This window comes from Staphylococcus sp. HMSC055C03, from assembly GCF_001809385.1.
Lineage (GTDB): Bacteria > Bacillota > Bacilli > Staphylococcales > Staphylococcaceae > Staphylococcus > Staphylococcus simulans.
Genome location: NZ_KV797472.1, coordinates 1 through 17,642, shown reverse-complemented (window position 1 = coordinate 17,642; position 17,642 = coordinate 1). Strand labels below are relative to the sequence as shown.

General features: G+C 30.0%; 12 protein-coding genes. 9 read left to right on the top strand and 3 right to left on the bottom strand.

Features of this window, described 5'->3' with window-relative positions; translation table 11 throughout:
• Positions 1-660: 660 nt before the first annotated feature.
• Positions 661-900, bottom strand: a complete 240-nt coding sequence (locus HMPREF2603_RS00070; RefSeq protein WP_060804192.1) for an IS3 family transposase — start codon at positions 898-900, stop codon at positions 661-663.
• Between the two features lie 555 nt (positions 901-1,455).
• Here HMPREF2603_RS00070 and HMPREF2603_RS00065 point away from each other — a divergent pair.
• Positions 1,456-1,587, top strand: coding sequence for a beta-class phenol-soluble modulin (locus HMPREF2603_RS00065; RefSeq protein ID WP_060804193.1), 132 nt, complete (start codon positions 1,456-1,458; stop codon positions 1,585-1,587).
• Positions 1,588-1,994: 407 nt separating this feature from the next.
• Here HMPREF2603_RS00065 and HMPREF2603_RS00060 read toward each other — a convergent pair whose 3' ends face one another.
• Positions 1,995-2,522: a hypothetical protein gene (locus HMPREF2603_RS00060; RefSeq protein WP_060804194.1), complete on the bottom strand. Its 528-nt coding sequence runs from the start codon at positions 2,520-2,522 to the stop codon at positions 1,995-1,997.
• Positions 2,523-3,767: 1,245 nt separating this feature from the next.
• Here HMPREF2603_RS00060 and ltrA point away from each other — a divergent pair.
• From ltrA to HMPREF2603_RS00030, 6 genes are all read left to right on the top strand, one after another.
• Positions 3,768-5,054: a group II intron reverse transcriptase/maturase gene (gene ltrA / locus HMPREF2603_RS00055; protein ID WP_060804202.1), complete on the top strand. Its 1,287-nt coding sequence runs from the start codon at positions 3,768-3,770 to the stop codon at positions 5,052-5,054.
• A 129-nt stretch (positions 5,055-5,183) separates the two neighbouring features.
• Complete coding sequence (locus HMPREF2603_RS13760; protein WP_060804195.1) at positions 5,184-5,498, top strand: LPXTG cell wall anchor domain-containing protein; 315 nt, start codon at positions 5,184-5,186, stop codon at positions 5,496-5,498.
• 568 nt (positions 5,499-6,066) lie between these two features.
• Positions 6,067-7,671, top strand: coding sequence for an L-lactate permease (locus HMPREF2603_RS00045; protein ID WP_060804196.1), 1,605 nt, complete (start codon positions 6,067-6,069; stop codon positions 7,669-7,671).
• A 135-nt stretch (positions 7,672-7,806) separates the two neighbouring features.
• On the top strand, positions 7,807-9,306 hold the full coding sequence (gene lqo / locus HMPREF2603_RS00040) for an L-lactate dehydrogenase (quinone) (protein WP_060804197.1): 1,500 nt from the start codon (positions 7,807-7,809) through the stop codon (positions 9,304-9,306).
• 34 nt (positions 9,307-9,340) lie between these two features.
• The gene (locus HMPREF2603_RS00035; RefSeq protein WP_070463537.1) at positions 9,341-9,442 is read left to right on the top strand and encodes an SE2200 family small protein; all 102 of its coding nucleotides are present in this window, start codon (positions 9,341-9,343) and stop codon (positions 9,440-9,442) included.
• 2,276 nt (positions 9,443-11,718) lie between these two features.
• Positions 11,719-11,907, top strand: a complete 189-nt coding sequence (locus HMPREF2603_RS00030; protein WP_060804198.1) for a CsbD family protein — start codon at positions 11,719-11,721, stop codon at positions 11,905-11,907.
• A 1,167-nt stretch (positions 11,908-13,074) separates the two neighbouring features.
• Here the strand turns inward: HMPREF2603_RS00030 and HMPREF2603_RS00025 are convergent.
• Positions 13,075-14,733: a glycoside hydrolase family 13 protein gene (locus tag HMPREF2603_RS00025; protein ID WP_070468870.1), complete on the bottom strand. Its 1,659-nt coding sequence runs from the start codon at positions 14,731-14,733 to the stop codon at positions 13,075-13,077.
• Positions 14,734-15,046: 313 nt separating this feature from the next.
• On the opposite strand from HMPREF2603_RS00025, the gene HMPREF2603_RS00020 reads away from it, so the two are divergent.
• Together HMPREF2603_RS00020 and HMPREF2603_RS00015 are read left to right on the top strand one after the other, a co-directional pair.
• Positions 15,047-16,003 carry a LacI family DNA-binding transcriptional regulator gene (locus tag HMPREF2603_RS00020; protein ID WP_148130464.1) on the top strand — a complete coding sequence of 319 codons (957 nt, stop codon included), beginning with the start codon at positions 15,047-15,049 and terminating at the stop codon, positions 16,001-16,003.
• 193 nt (positions 16,004-16,196) lie between these two features.
• Entirely contained in the window at positions 16,197-17,597 is a 1,401-nt protein-coding gene (locus HMPREF2603_RS00015) for an SLC45 family MFS transporter (RefSeq protein WP_060804201.1), read from the top strand.
• The last annotated feature ends 45 nt before the right edge of the window (positions 17,598-17,642 follow it).

Here is a 17,642-nt window from a genome sequence, read left to right as displayed (position 1 = left end):
ATCTTCTCACGGTGCTGCACCTCCTCATATCAATATTTATGACCTTACTTTTTAATACCCTACTTTTTTATAAAAAACACAATAAATTTATTTAAAAAACTTCTATACTAAATTCGATTGATGAGATAACCTAGCAGTTATTTTTCAATCGGATTTTTTGTATAAAAAGGGCATAATCCCTTATCGCTGTAGTTACTATAACCAAATAAGAAAGAGGTATTGTTTTTATGACTAATTGTATAGCAAAAATCATTGATTATAAAGGAACACTTACATATACGACTGACTGTTGTGAAAACTACGGAGCAGTTAATCAAAATAATCTAATTGTTAAAAGGGTAAACGTAAAACAATAATCAAATTATTAAAAATTCAAGGTACACCTAGCTACTTAGAATTAAAAAAGCAAAAAATTCTATTGTCGTGACTGTTGTCGTTCATTTGTATCAAAAAATTATAATTTCTGTAATAACTTAATACTTCCTCTTCTTTATCAAAGCGAAGAAAATAGAATATGTAAAAGTATTGGGCAAGGTAACAATGTTAGTGCTACGTTATATTAATAAAATAGGCGAAAGTGTAAAAACTGATCAAAATAATTAGCACGCTATGCTGAATATTTTTTAATTCAGATAAATTAGGACACTCTTAAAATTGAAGTTAAACAATTAGTCTTTCCATTTTCAAAGTAATTCTCTCATTGTTGTAAAAGTTGATATATTCTTTTATCTGTTTACGTGCAGTTCTTAAGTCTTTAAATTTGTAATGTTTATTGCCTTGATAGATTTCTGGTTTCATAATTCCAAGAACAATTCCATGACTTACAATTTTCCCTGTTCCGAGATCCTTGATTGTGCTTAAATAAAACTTTTTATCGATTTCTAGAATAAGTTCTGTCACCCATTTTTATTCTTTTCAGTTTCATAAAATTCTCTATCCATGATATTCTCAGCGGTAATAGAAGGTGTCGAAGGTTTATGTCTCGTTCTCGCAACACATATGCAAGACTTTTAGCATATTAATGTAGTTAGTAATTTTTCGTTTATCATAGTTATTATTAATACATTATGTTTTGTCTTTTTAAATTTACACCGTATTATTTCTAAATAGATTTCAGTGTCTTTACTCTCAGCTTTCTATTACATACTATTTTTGTTTTATCTTAAGATGTTTATCAAAAAAGGTTTTACACATGATTCAGAAAGTTATTTTTGTACACTTAAGCATACAATTTTGTCTAATATAAAGATAAAATAAACGTTTAGGAATTTTAAACAATCACTTGAGAAGTTTTAAACTATAAATCAAAAGAATCTTGTATAATTTAGATAGTGATAGCAAAAGAACATGAGACTAATACCGGTGATTGATAATATCACTGATTTATCATGAAACTCATTGTTGTTTTAGCTTAACTTAAAATTGAATAATTGATATGTAAGGAGGAGAATTTTTATGGCAGGTATTGTAGATACTATTGGTCAAGCAATTCAATCAGGCCTAAACCAAGATTGGGTAACTATGGGTACTAATATTGCTAAAGCATTAGCTCAAGGTATTGATGTTGTTTCTGGTTTCATTGGTTAACATAAAGAATTAAAACAGCTTCAATAATTAAATTATTGAAGCTGTTTTAATTCTTTATGTTTAGATTCTCTAAAAGATAACTAAAAGTACTTCTTCATCTCTTACAATAGTGAAGAGGAACAGTAGCCCATTAAGTTTAAACATAGTGGGAACTTCTTTTATAAATTAATATATCATGATCACTTATTTATTCTTTCGCTTGTTTACAGCAATAAAATACAATTAAGTGACTTTTTGAACGATTCAAAAAATAAAATATACTATTACAACTACAAATATCACAACTATTTTTTAGAAAAATTTACTTCCTAAAAAAGTTATTACATTACGTAAATACTTAATAATTTACCTATACTTATAATTATTTTTACTCGAATGATTGTAGGGTATATACGTTTTATAATTTTTTAGATTTCTTTGAAGTGGTAAACATATGAAACGCCATCTTTCTTTTTAACTAATAACTTTTCCTGTATTAGTTCCTGACAAATGTTTTCTATTGTATTATAAGTACCGCCAAACTCATTCATTATTCCAGTTAGTGTGTATTTTATATAGTTTTCATTTAAGTTGTTTTGTTCATTGAAAAAATAACTATAGAAGAGCTTCGCTCCATTACTTAAATGACTGTATTGTCCATTTATTAAAGCGTTATGAATGGATACTTTCTCCTGATTTACTGGTATGTTTAGATGTACTTTAGAATAATAAGTATATTCAATAAGTTTATGCTTTTTTAGTATCCGTTTACTTTGTCTAAAAGTTTCTCGACTTATATTAGCTAAATGAATAATCTGATTTTGGTTTATTGATAATTTGTCATGAACATTCATAAATGAATACATCAATGCCAATATATATTTTTGATTGGCCTTAACTTTTTTATAGTCTTCACCATTTATTATTTCTTTGAAAATGAAGTAGTCTCTATCCATCTTTATCTCTCTCCACAGTATAGAATAATTTTATTTTTTGGTTTTTATTGATCGATTTTAAAAATCGCTCATCTTCATTTTTTTATAATAAATACTCCGAATTTTCGAACTCTTATTTATATGATAGTTAACATTTGTATTACTATGTATTGAGATGAGAAGAAAATCAAATAAAAAGCAACCTGAATATCTAAATGGATTTCCGATTTCAGTTTTGGTAGGAATAATCACTTATATTACTAATTGTAAAAATCATAGCTACTTTATATATAGTGGGTAATTATATCATTATTCTACCATAACATGGATTAAAGGTTAAAGGTAACATTGAAACACAAATAGTAAGCTTTTTGAATTTAATTGATACATAATTCGACTTAAATTGTACTCATTACTTTGTTTAAATCCTTACAAAATATCTAAAGACTTATGATTGTTTTATTCTTATGTACGCTACTTAATTTAGAAACCTTCTAACTATGATAAGTTTAGTAAGTTGTAATTTTAAAGTTAGTCGAAAGTATAGCTCTAAAATTGTCAAATTCTCATAAATAATTATGTTATTCTTTTTCAGATTTTTATACTGGTGTTCATTACTTCGATAGAATCGTTAGAATACTTTTGGGAAATTCAGTGCATTTTTTATTTTCAGAAGGAAAGCTTTGAACTCTTTTTTGTTAATATTTAATCAAACAAAAAATTCTGTTAATGATAATTGATTGATGGGTGAAACGAAAGTTATGTGGTTATAAATGGAAGTGAATTTTTACAAACAAGAATAAATACGAGGAACAAACAGATTTAATGTTTAAAAATACTATTTGAGTTTGGTATGATTATCGATAGAAACATAATAATTACTGTTTTCGATTTTAACTCAACATTTTTAACACAAAAGCAAACTATTGTGTTAAAGTTTCTTGATTTACCTCAAGTATCTGAATACATATGCTTGAGGTTTTTTGTGTGCGCTCGGCATGAGTGGAAAGTGGTTAATCTTACCCGAGGAGGTCTCATAAGCGATTCTTCGAATCGTAGTAACAACGAATTATGAGAAGTCAGCAGAAGTCATAGTAGGGAAATTGTACCGAAGGACTGAACAATATTAAATACAGAGTAAAGAATCGAGGTTATAGATTTACGACGTACCGAAAACAATGGGAATTGGCAATCTGTGGATGATAAGTAGTGGAACGAAAAAAGATAAGCAGATGTGTACAGTAAATCTTAGTTGATATGAAAGAAATGTATCGTGAGTCTCCATCATTGATGGAACTTGTTGTAAGACCAAACAACATAGAGAAGGCAATCAAGAAAGTTATCAAAAACAATGGTTCTCCTGGAATTGATGGGATGAAGGTTAAAGAGTTAAATGCTCACTTCAGAGAATTCTATCCACAAATAAAAGAAAAACTGCTTAACGGTACTTATGAACCGCAAGCAGTTAAGAAAGTAGCCATTCCAAAACCAAATGGCAAAAAGAGAATTCTTGGAATTCCCGTCGCAAGGGATAGAGTTATCCAACAGGCAATCAAACAAGTTATCGAACCGACAATTAATCGTCAGTTTTCAAAACATAGTCATGGTTTCAGACCAAATCATAGTACAGGGACAGCATTGAAACAATGTATCCAATACTATGAAGAGGGTTATCACACAGTCGTAGACTGTGATTTGAAACAATGCTTTGATACATTGAACCATGATAAGTTGATGTACTTGTTTGAGCGCTTTATACAAGACAAAGCTATTTCTAAATTTATCCGCAAAAGTTTACAAAGCGGGTCTGCAGACCTGTCTGGCGAATACGCAGAAAGAAAGACAGGTGCCCCTCAAGGTGGAGTTATATCTCCCTTGTTGTGTAATATCTATTTGCATGAACTGGATAAAGAATTAGAGAAGCGCGGACACCGTTTTGTAAGATACGCTGATGACTTCGTCATCTTTGTAAAATCAAAACGTGCCGGACAACGTGTTATGGAAAGTATCACAAATTTTATCGAAAAAGACCTGAAATTAACAGTGAATAAAGATAAAAATAAAGTGGGTTCTCCTACACGTTTAAAGTTCTTGAGTTGTCTGATAATGAAAACAAATGGCACTTGTCGTTTCAGACCCACTATGGAAGCAAAAAGAAATTTAAAAGCCAAATTAAAGTGGGTCACAAGAAGAAATAGACATGGCACATTCAAAGAAATTATAACAGAAATCAACGCAATTACTAGAGGTTGGATAAATTACTTCGGTAGAGGTTTTATTAAAGTATTTGTCCAACGAATACAAAAGTGGTTGAACCGTCGTATCAGACAACTTATTTTAAAGCGATGGAAGAAAATCAAAACAAAATACAAGATGTTTCGAAAATATGGATTAGACCACAATAGTGCTATGCGTATTGCGAACTCAAGAAAGAAGTATTGGAGACTTTCAAACACGCATGAGGTTCATCGTGCGCTTACAACAAATAGACTCTACAAGTGGGGACTAGTACCACTAACCCGACTCGCAGAGTCTGCTTACGCAAGATATTGAACCGCCGTGTACGGAACCGTACGCACGGTGGTGTGAGAGGACGAGTGGTCAATTAATGATTACTCTCCTACTCGATTTAGACATTTTCGTTGTACTGTTCCTTTATTATTTTTTATGTGTAAAAATTAAATGGAGTACGCATATGCAGATAATGAAGCTTACGAACCGACAACAGATGAAGTGACAAAAGAACACGGTACGCCGACAACTGAAGAGGATGTAACAGGAGCGGTAACAATTCCGGATTATCCATCAGATAAAGGTACAATTACTAAATCACCTAAAAATACAAATGGTAATTCTGTTCCTACTAAAAAAGAATTACCAGAAACAGGACAACAAACAGATCAAGGTAATGCAACTTTATTTGGTTCTTTATTTGCAGTTCTTGGAACTTTATTATTGTTTGGAAGACGTAAAAAAATAATGACAATTAATATATAAGTCATTAAGAGATTTGTAATGATGATATAGATTTTATAGAGGCCTGTAGAATGATGTTTGATATCAACTGCAGGCCTTTTTTTACTTTTCAAATAAGGATGGTAAGAAAAAGAGAGGGGATTATTTAGTGAGAATAACATAGTTGATAGATAATTCTGTCAGTTTTAGATTGTTGTAGTAAGAAGAGAAATGTATATGGTTGTGTATGCTAAAATCAGTATTTAATATTATTAATAGTTATAAAAATAAATAGCGAAGAGTAAATGTGATTTGAAATGACATAGTAAAAGCATCGAGTGTGAAAAATATGGATAATAAATGCCATGACTTCATTGATGGATATAAATATTTAAAATATACAAAATCTTGAGGTTTCCGCCTATAATAAAAAAATTAATATTAATTAAGTTAACTACTGAAATTAAAGGGGATAGATAATAAATATAAGTTGTACTTTACAGTAAAATATAATATATTTTAAACTTGAGTTCAGATGATTTTGGTTTATTTGAATTTTTTTATAAGTCAAAACGTATGAATAATTATTTATTGAGAAATGGGGGGTTCAATGTTAGTACATTCATTTGATCCATTTAATAATTTGTTTTTATCATCAATTTTTGCTGCTGTACCTATCATTTTATTTTTATTATTTTTAACAGTATTTAAAATGAAAGGTGTTTATGCAGCACTATCAACTTTAATAGTGACAATAATAGTCGCTTTAGTCGTTTTTAAACTTCCAGTAAGTATTGCTGGCGGTGCTGTATTGGAAGGTTTTTACCAGGGGATTATTCCTATTGGTTTTATTATTATTATGGCTGTATGGTTATATAAAATTTCAACTGAGAGTGGACAGTTTGATATTGTTAAAGATAGTATTTCAAGTATTTCACAAGATCAGCGTATTCAATTACTGCTTATTGGTTTTGTATTTAATGCATTTTTAGAAGGAGCAGCTGGTTTTGGTGTGCCCATTGCGATATGTGCTGTATTACTTACTCAATTGGGATTCAAGCCATTAGAGGCAGCTATGTATTGTTTGGTGGCTAATGCTGCTGCAGGTGCCTACGGAGCAGTTGGAATACCAATATCAATTATTGATACATTAAGTTTATCTGGAAATGTTACTTCAACGGAAGTGGCATTAATTGGTAATTTAACGCTTGATTTTATTAGTTTTTTTATACCATTTCTATTAATGTTTATGATTGATGGATTTAAAGGTGTAAAAGAAACTTGGCTACTTACTTTAATAGTTTCTTTTACTTATACATTCTTGCAACTTGTTATTACAAGTTTAGATGTATCAGCACTTGCAGATATTATTCCTGGTTTAGTAAGCATGATAGTGTTAGCGCTAGTATCTAAAAAAATCCAACCTAAAAATATCTTTAGATTACATAAAGGTGAAAATACTTCATCTGTAACCAAACATTCATTGAAGGATATTGTTTATGCGTGGAGCCCATTCATTATTCTAACTTTTGTTGTTCTTATTTGGAGTTCATCATTTTTCAAAAAGTTATTTGAAAAAGATGGCTTATTCAGTTCATTAGTTGTTAAATTTAATGTTCCTGGTACGATGAATGATGTTACCCATACACCTAATGTTTTGACATTTAACTTTATTGCACAAACTGGTACAGCCATTTTGATTACAGTAATCTTAACAATTATTATTGCTAAAAACATGAATTTTAAAAGTGCTGGTAAATTATTAGTTGTTACGTTTAAAGAGTTATGGATTTCTGTAGTTACAATCTGTTTTATTTTAGCAGTATCTAAGGTGACAACTTACGGTGGTTTAAGTAGTGCAATGGGACAAGGTATTTCTAAGTCTGGTTCTATTTTCCCGTTGCTATCTCCGATATTAGGGTGGATCGGCGTATTTATGACAGGATCTGTTGTAAATAATAATGTTCTCTTTGCACCTATCCAAGCATCAGTTGCGACTCAAATTGATCTTAAAGGTTCTTTATTGGTTGCCGCTAATGTTGCTGGTGGTGTGACAGCTAAAATTGTATCGCCACAATCTATTGCCATTGCTACCGCAGCAGTTAATGAAGTGGGGAATGAATCACAATTGATGAAAATGACCATGCGTTTTAGTATAGGACTCCTTATATTTGTGTGTATTTGGACATTTATTCTTAGTATTTTTATAACTTAAGGTAGTAATTATACTATGATAATTCTAGGCTTATATTTCATAAATGGATGATTTACATTGGAAATTAGGATTTTCATTAATATGGTTTTTGTATTACAATGTTTTCTGTACTCAAAATAAGAAAGGGAGTCAATTATGAATAATAAAGAGTCAAAAACAGTTATTGTTATTGGCGCTGGTGTTTTAAGTACTACTTTTAGTTCTATGCTTAAAGAATTAGAACCAAATTGGAAAATAAAACTTTATGAGCGCCTAGACCGACCTGGTATTGAAAGCTCAAACGAGCGTCATAATGCAGGAACAGGTCACGCAGCATTATGTGAATTAAATTATACTGTTAGACAACCTGATGGTTCGATTGATATTGAGAAAGCAAAAGAGATTAATGAGCAATTTGAAATCTCAAAACAATTTTGGAGCTATTTAGTAAAGAGTAATAATATCTCAAATCCAAAAGAGTTTATTAAACCACTGCCTCATATCAGTTTCGTACGAGGAAAAAATAATGTTCAATTCTTAAAAGATCGTTATCATGCTATGAAAGATGCTCCAATGTTTGATAATATTGAGTATACTGAAGATATCGAAGAAATGAGAAAATGGATTCCATTAATGATGCAAGGGCATAGTGCTAGTGACATTATGGCTGCAAGTAAAATTGATGAAGGAACAGATGTCAATTTCGGGGAACTTACTCGTAAAATGGCTAAGAGTATTGAAGAACATCCAAATGCAAATGTTCAATACAATCATGAAGTTATTGATTTTAATCATCGTAAAGATGGTAAATGGGAAGTTAAAGTACGTCAACGTAATAGTGGAAATATTAAAACAGAACTTGCAGACTACATATTTATTGGTGCAGGTGGTGGCGCAATTCCACTATTACAAAAGACAGGTATTCCTGAAAGTAAGAACTTAGGTGGCTTCCCTATTACAGGACAGTTTTTAATCTGTACCAATCCTTCTGTTATTGAAAAGCATGATGCCAAAGTTTACGGTAAAGAACCGCCAGGCACACCTCCTATGACTGTACCTCACTTGGATACACGTTATATTGATGGAGAACGCACACTATTGTTTGGTCCGTTTGCTAGTGTAGGACCTAAGTTTTTAAAAAATGGTTCTAACTTAGATTTATTTAAATCAGTCAAGCCATACAATATTATGACATTGTTAGCTTCAGCAGTTAAAAACTTACCATTAATTAAATATTCATTTGATCAAATTTTAATGACTAAAGAAGGTTGTATGAATCATTTACGTACATTCTATCCGGAAGCTCGTGATGAAGATTGGCAATTATATACTGCTGGTAAACGTGTTCAGGTTATTAAAGATACTCCAGAGTATGGAAAAGGATTTATTCAATTTGGCACTGAAGTAGTTAACTCTGCAGACCATTCAGTTATCGCTTTATTAGGTGAATCTCCTGGTGCTTCAACTTCAGTATCTGTAGCATTAGAAGTGATCGAAAAGAATTTCCCAGAATATGAAGAACAATGGATGCCGATTATTAAAAAAATGATTCCGTCATACGGTAAATCGTTAATTGAGGATATCGAACTGATGAGAAAAACACGCAAACAAACATCAAAAGACTTAGAATTAAATTATTATATGAGTAGCAAATAATTTATATCATAGATTGATATAAAGGAGGTTTCTTATGAATAAATTATTAACAATTTCAATAATTGTTATTGTTGCCTTTTTGGGATTAAAACGTTATCAAGCTCATGTAAATAAGGCGCCCAATATAGAATATTAATAGATAATTATACAAAGAATAGCGTGAAAATATTTTAACTTAGAATTTAGCTTATTCATTCAAATGATTTTTTAATGGAAGAAAAAGCCGAGAAACCTTAAAGGTTTCTCGGCTTTTTGATTAATGACTTTTAACATGTTGATTAAAGGATAGGAATATGATTTAGTTTTAGAATAACTTTGTAATACTCAGAAGACCTTCATATCTATAGTTAATAAATAGCTATATTCTTTTTAGGCAATTTCATCAGAACATTAATAACCTAAATGTGATTTACGTTTGATTATAATTATATAGATGCTATCAAATGAAAAACAGTAAATTTGATATAAAGTGCTATGTAGTTATGTAATTTTATGAGCACAAGAAATTTTGATATAAAAATTCTATTAATAAAGTTGTAAGGGGCAACTAAATACAATAGGAAACCTTTTGTTTATCAATCAATAAAGCACGTAATATTTGTGGGGTGTATCACGTATTTATAATTGTAAGAAAATATATATCAAAAATCAACAAAAACTCCAGTAATAAACGACTATTTAATACTTTTACTGGAGAAAGTAGTGAATTATATAGAATCTTTTCGGAAGATAATGGGGAATATGATTACATCATAAATCTTTTATAGCGAAAAGTAAACTTATCAAATATAAATTGTTTAGTAATAACTATAGTATAGTGAATAGACCTGATTTTATTGAGAGAACATATAGTAGTTTTTTCGCACAAAACTTTTAGTACTACATATCATGTCAGAGTTTCCAGTAGTATGAGGTTCAAAAATATATAATATCACTAATATACAAAGTAAACGAGTTGAAAGGGAAGTTACTCTATAAAAGTTTACAGGAAAGGTTCTTAGGAATTATTAAAGTAATCATAATATGTTATAATGTTATTACCTTTCTTAAATTGAATGTCCGCAATTAACTTGCTGATTCGATTTTGCAACCATTTAATATGGTTGCTTTTTTTATTAGTCTTATTAGGTTCTGATAAAATATTTGAGGAAATATATTGTACCAAAAATCATCAATAGTTTTGCTAAATCTTTGTGAAGTTACATCGAAATATATCTATTTCACTCTCATTTGCGTTTTAAGCGCTTATATAGAGTTTTAGATTGTAAAATGTAAATGTTTGGTGTTTCTTAAAAATAACTCTTTAAAATTTTAAAAATAAAGGTACTCAAAATTTATAATAAAGTTTGTTAACAAGTATAGATAGATTTTAATAAAGTGAGGCATTTACTTGGTCAATTATAAATGTTCATGTTTAATAAACAAGGAGTGATAACTATGTATAACAGGTGGATCTTCAACTGGCCAATATTCTTTATTGTGATTTTGAATTATATATTTATTTTATTGTTGTTTCTATGGGGTTCTAATATAACCCATGTAAAAGTCTTTTTATTGACTATTCCTTTTCTTTTAATGACATGCGTTTATATAGTACTGTTTATAAAAAATAGATAGTTAGTGTTTACACGTGTTTATGTATGTCTGAAACGAGTTTCTTCTTTTCTTGTTGTTATAGTTAATCATTACAAATGATAAGAATCACCTTAGAATTTTTGGAATTAGTGTTTAGAAAATATTTATGTAGAAACTATAACTTTATTAAGTAACTGGTTTCATCAGATTTTGCAATTTAATGTATGAAACTATCATCTATGCATTGAATTTGGACAAAATAAAAATCATGGTATTTTTTGAAGGGATTTATTGATGCAGTAATTAAAATGGAAGTTATTTTTTAGTTTATACAAAAATTTAGTTTGTATATGGATTAATAATGTGAAATTACACTATAGTTTTGTGTGTGGAATTACATTATATTTATATGTATCTCATTTGTATATTAAGGTTTTATAAAGTTTTTGAATTAAAAAAGACGCAAATATCCTATTACTTTTCAAAACATTTCTTTGAGAAAAAGTTGTAAAAAGAGTGTTCATTGTGAGATAGTAATATTTGTTTGTATTTTGAGTTTGCTTGTTATAGCTAATAGTGGTAGATTTGAGAAATATACTGAAAAATCACCTACAAACACTATGTTAGAGTTTGTAGGTGATTTGACTGGTGAAATTAAATATAATCAAATGAAGTTGAAATGAGTTATCTTAACTCTTTGGGATTATGTAATATATCTTAAAGGATAATCTCTAATAAATCAAGAAGTACACTTAATTTAGAAGACTTTACTTTTTTAAAAAGGTTTAGCATAATAGATTTATATCATAAGATACTATTTGTTTAGGAGGAATAACAATGAGTGAAGAAAAATTTGAACAAGCAAAAGGAAATATTAAAGAAACTATTGGGGATGTAACTGATAACAAGGATTTAAAAGCAGAAGGTAAAGGGGATAAAGCCTCAGGTAAAGCTAAGGAAATTGTGGATAATGTTAAAGATAAAGCTAATGATTTGATTGATCAGGTTAAAGGCGATAAGAACTAAAGAAGTAAACATCTTAAGTATTATAGACTTTATACTATTTAGGGCTGGTGAGTAAATTACCAGTCTTATTTTTAATGTGAAAAGAGCATAATTATCTTTGGGAATTAGAAATATTACATTATCAAAATCTACGAAATGATGCACTTATGTCTAATATTATACTATCAGTGATTAATAACGATTGATCATTTAGAACATTCAAAATATTATTAAATCAATAGTTATAGTCAATTAAAAGTCAGATAATTATGCTTCACACCTTTTTTATTAAAGACTAAAAGTCTTTAATAAAAAAGGTCATCATACAGAGTATGATGACCTTGAAGTAAATCTAATGTTAACTGTGAACTTACACACACCTGTGAAGTGTGGTAGAACTGAAAACGCACACAACACGAGTTTATATGCCACTACTGAAAAGCGACATATAAAATATATTAGCATATATTTGGAGTAAATCAATGACTTTTAGTTTATTATTTCTGAAATATAATTATAATCAGAGGTCTTTGCCCAATTATTATCACTTCTTACTAACATAATTTAGGAATTACATGTTATCATAAGTACGTACCTGCAAGGTACATTGGTCATACAACTTCTTTTTTTGACGATTTAAGTGAGTCACTACACTACAACGATGGTGTAGTGGCTTTTTATTTATAACCATAGTTTGAATGTAAAATTCACTACAAAAAAACCGCCATTAAGGCGGTTTAGGAGCTAGATGTTTAGAAATGCTTTTCTAAATGAAAAATATATACAACTAGGATTGCAAAAATGCACTTGGGACATTAATTACTGTGCTTTTAATATATATTAAAACAATCCCTAATCAAAATATACAATATATCTAGTGTTTATACAATGAAAAGTAGCTATCTTATATTAAGAAAATACTAATTTGTCATTTAACTATCTAACGTTGGGTTCAAGATATGCTCTAATTTGATGGAAAGTATAAAAAGACTATTAGAACTACATTTATTAAATCAAGAAAAAGTTTAACCATGAAAGATAATACATATTTATCTTCCAGTAAGTTTGAGTAGTTAAGAATAATTTAATATATTTAAAAACCAAACCCACTCAAATTAAGATTTATCTTGTTATGAGAGGATTTGTTTTTTAGGTAATTGTCAACTGAATGAAGTTGTTAACTAAATACTAAATCATAGTAACAAATGCTTCATAGGGTTTTATATTATCTGTATTAATTTCAGTATCATAGTTATGCAATTTTAAATCTCCCTTGTTTAATTCAAGGTCAGTTTTTAGACTTACAGTTTGATTTGTTAGATTACCGACAATGACTGCAGTTTTATTATTTAATGTGCGAGTATATGCAAAGATACTGGAATTTTCTGAATCAATTAAGTTGAATTTTCCATACGTAAAGGTGTAATCTGACTTTTTAAGTTGAATTAAATCTTTGTAAAATTGCAATATAGAATGATCATCCGCTTCTTGTTGTTCGACATTAATTGACACGTAGTTAGGGTTGACTGGGAACCAAGGTTCAACATTAGAGAAGCCAGCGTAAGCTTCATCATTCCATTGCATTGGAGTTCGAGAATTATCTCTGTTTTCCATGCGGTGTTTCTCTAATAATGCATCAGTGTTTCCGCCTTCCTCTTTAACCATATGGTATTCATTTTTAACAGATACATCGTTAAATTGCTCTATACTTGTAAACGGAAAGTTCGTCATTCCAATTTCTTGTCCTTGATAAATAAATGGTGTGCCTTGTTGTAGGAAGTAAACAACCGCATGACTTGTAGCTGATTCATACCAATATTTATCATCACTTCCCCATGTAGATACACGACGTGGCTGATCATGGTTTTCGATGAATAGTGCATTCCATCCAGTATTTTCAAGTTTTTTTTGCCAACGATTCAATACTTTTTTATAAGCTTTAACATCGAAATGAGATTTTCCTGTATTCCATAAGCCTAAATGTTCAAATTGAAAAATCATATTAAATTTACCATTTTTTCTTCCAACCCATTCGTCAGCATTATCGGGATTTACTCCATTTGCTTCACCTACAGTCATAATATCATACTTACTTAATGACTCATCTTTGATTTGTTGTAACCAACCTTGAAGACCAGGACGGTTCATATCAGCATCAAAAGCCGGTGCATATTTTTCACCTGGAGGAACGGGTAAATCTCCCATTTCCCAAGATTTTTTAAGATGCGTAATTGCATCTACACGAAAACCATCAATACCTTTATCGAACCACCAATTCATCATGTCTATAACTGCATTTCGTACTTCAGGATTTTCCCAATTTAAATCGGGTTGCTTAACACTGAATAAGTGAAAATAATATTGTCCTGTATTTTCGTCATATTCCCAAGTTGAACCATTAAAAATACTTTCCCAGTTATTAGGTTCAGAACCATCATCCTTCGGATCAGCCCAGTAGTACCAATCACGTTTAGGACTGTTTTTACTTGAACGAGACTCAATAAACCAAGGATGTTCGTCTGAAGTATGATTGACTACAAGGTCTAAAATTAGTTTCATTCCTTTCTGATGGACCTTATCTAAGAGTTCATCAAAATCTTCCATAGTTCCAAAATCTTTCATAATGGCGTGATAATCGCTGATATCATAACCGTTGTCATCGTTAGGAGAAGCATACATTGGACTTAACCAAATAACGTCAATTCCTAAATCCTTTAAATAATCTAATTTTTGAATTAATCCACGTAAATCACCGATTCCATCATTGTTAGAATCATTAAAGCTACGAGGATAAACTTGGTATGCGACAGCTTCTTTCCACCATTGTCTATCTTTAATTTCTGTCATAATTTTCGCTCCTTATCGTTTTATGTTATTTACAATGACTAAAATATCAGTATGCTTTATGTTTATTTTTAGCCATTTAAAGATAGAAATAACACATTAAAATGTAATCGATTACATTTTAATGTATCAAGTTTTTTGATTTTTGTAAACGATTACATTAAAGTCAGTTATGTTATATAATAAGTTTGGATAATTTAGCTTAAATTATATTTAGAAAAATATCTCATTTATTTAGTAGTAGCTAAGAGTGAATGTTAGTATAACAACTTTTTTCAAATCAAAGTTGTATATATTGAACAAGGGGGATTCAAGAGTGACAAGTATAAAAGATGTGGCTAAACTTGCAGAAGTGTCAACAGCAACAGTTTCAAGAGTATTAACAAATACCGGGAATGTATCTATAAAGAACAGGAAAAAAGTTTTAGATGCTGTAGAAAAATTAAAGTATTATCCTAATAGTATTGGAAGACAGTTAAGAAAAATGGAAACTAAGACTATTTTAGTTGTAGTACCTGATATTACTAATCCTTTTTTTACAAATATGCTGAGAGGAATTGAAAGTATAGCTGAAGAGAAGGAATATCAAATTCTTTTGGCTGATATTCAAAAGAAGAAAGTAGATAATTATTTTAAATACCTTTATGAAAGGCAAGTAGACGGTATGATCCTATTAACGTCAAAGTTAAGTTTAAGAATAATGAAAGATATTTATGATAAATACCCTATAGTGTTAGCATGTGAAACAAGTACAATTCTAGATATTCCTACAATATCAATTAATAACATTGAAGCGGCAGAAACAGTTACAGATTTTCTTATTAATTTGGGACATAAAAAAATAATACATGTTACAGGATCATTAGATAGTATTTTGGGGAAAAAGCGTTTATTAGGATTTGAAAATAAGATGAGACAGTATAATTATCCAGTCACTAAGGAATCAATTATTGAAGGTGATTTTTCGTTAGAATCAGGATATAAAATTGCAAGACATATTTTAAGTATGAAAGATAGACCAACAGCTATTTTTGCAGCTAATGATGAAATGGCTATTGGAATAATTAAGGTGTTGAGAGAACATAGGGTAAATATACCGACAGATATTTCTATTGTAGGGTTTGATAACATTAAATTAGCTGAAATTATTGAACCTGGACTTACAACATACTCGCAACCTAATTATGAAATCGGTGAAAAAGCAATGGAGTTGTTAATAGACATTATAGATAAAAAAGCAATGGAAAGAAAAAAATATAATTTTAAATGGTAAGTTAATAGAAAGAAAATCAACTATATCCCCAAAAATGTAATTGTTTACAAAAGCGCTTTCATATGATAATATCTGTAAGTAATCGATTACATAATCAACGAAGACCGATGTGTGTAGAAAATATTATGTGAAATAACAGTCTTTAAAGTAATCGTATACTTTAAAGACTGTTATTTTTTAGGGAGACTTTAAAATGAAAGATACAGATGGTTTAGGTTATCAATACAATAGTGAGGAAGAAAAGCCATTGTCAGAAAAATTGAGTTTGCCAATATTGAAAAAGAGCATTATTTTTGCAATGACTTTTGGTTTCTTTGGAGTAAACATGGCATTTTCTTTACAGTCAGCTATGATGGCTAGAATTTTCCAAACCTTAGGAGCGAACCCTAATAACCTTGGTTGGTTCTTTATTTTACCTCCGTTAGCTGGTTTGATTATTCAACCATTGATTGGTTATTATTCGGATCGTACATGGACAAGATTTGGTAGGCGAATGCCATATTTATTAATAGCCGGTCCTATAGGAGCTATCACCCTTGTATTATTACCGAATTCAGGATCACTTGGTTTTGGCTATGCATCATTGGCTGCTCTTTTATTTGGAGCAATCATGACACTTTTTATGGACTTGACTGCAAATGCTTGTATGCAACCATACAAAATGGTTATTGGTGATATGGTTCCTGAAAAACAAAGAGATATGGCTTGGTCTTGGCAACAAATTTTTTCGAATATGGGAGGGATTATAGCAACTTTACTCCCATTCTTATTAACACTTTGGGGTGTATCGAACGTAGCGCCTAAAGGTGAAGTACCTATGACAGTAAAAATTGCATATTATATCGCAGCAGTTGTTCTATTGATTTCAACTATTTGGACGGTACGTTCTGTAAATGAATATAATCCTAAATTACATGCACATTATCATGGAATAGAGGAAAAAAGAGAACGTAAAAACTCATTGAATTTATGGCAATTGCTTTTAAAAGCACCTAAACAATTTTGGCAAGTGTCTTTAGTTCAATTCTTTACTTGGTTTGCCATTATGTATTTATGGACATATACACCGGGTGCTATTGCTAACAATGTTTGGGGTACTACAGATCCTTCATCAGCAGGATACCAAGAAGCAGGTAACTGGTATGGTGTATTAATCGGTGTACAATTTGTAGCATCTATTTTATTTGGCATAGTAGCTGCATATGCAAAACCTCATCAAAGAAAATTAGTGTTAAGATTTGGTTTGCTCATGGGTGCTATTGGATTTATATCAATTTTCTTTATTCATTCACAATGGTTATTAATTTTATCGTTCTGCTTAATTGGAATTAATAACCTTACTATGAATACACAAACATTTACATTATTAACTGAAAATACAGATGGTAAAAATGCTGGTGCTTATTTAGGATTATTTAACTGTTCAATTTGTCTCCCTCAGATTATCGCTTCTTTAGCTAGTTTTGCGTTATTCCCGTTGTTTGGTGAATCAATGCCAAACATGCTGTTATTTGCTGGAGTAATGTTATTGGTGGCTGCAGGATGTGTAAGTTTTATTGACTCCAAGTATGAAAAAACAATAGTGAAATCATAGAAATACAGATTGGGGTCGGGACATAAATGTTCTGACTTCTAATAA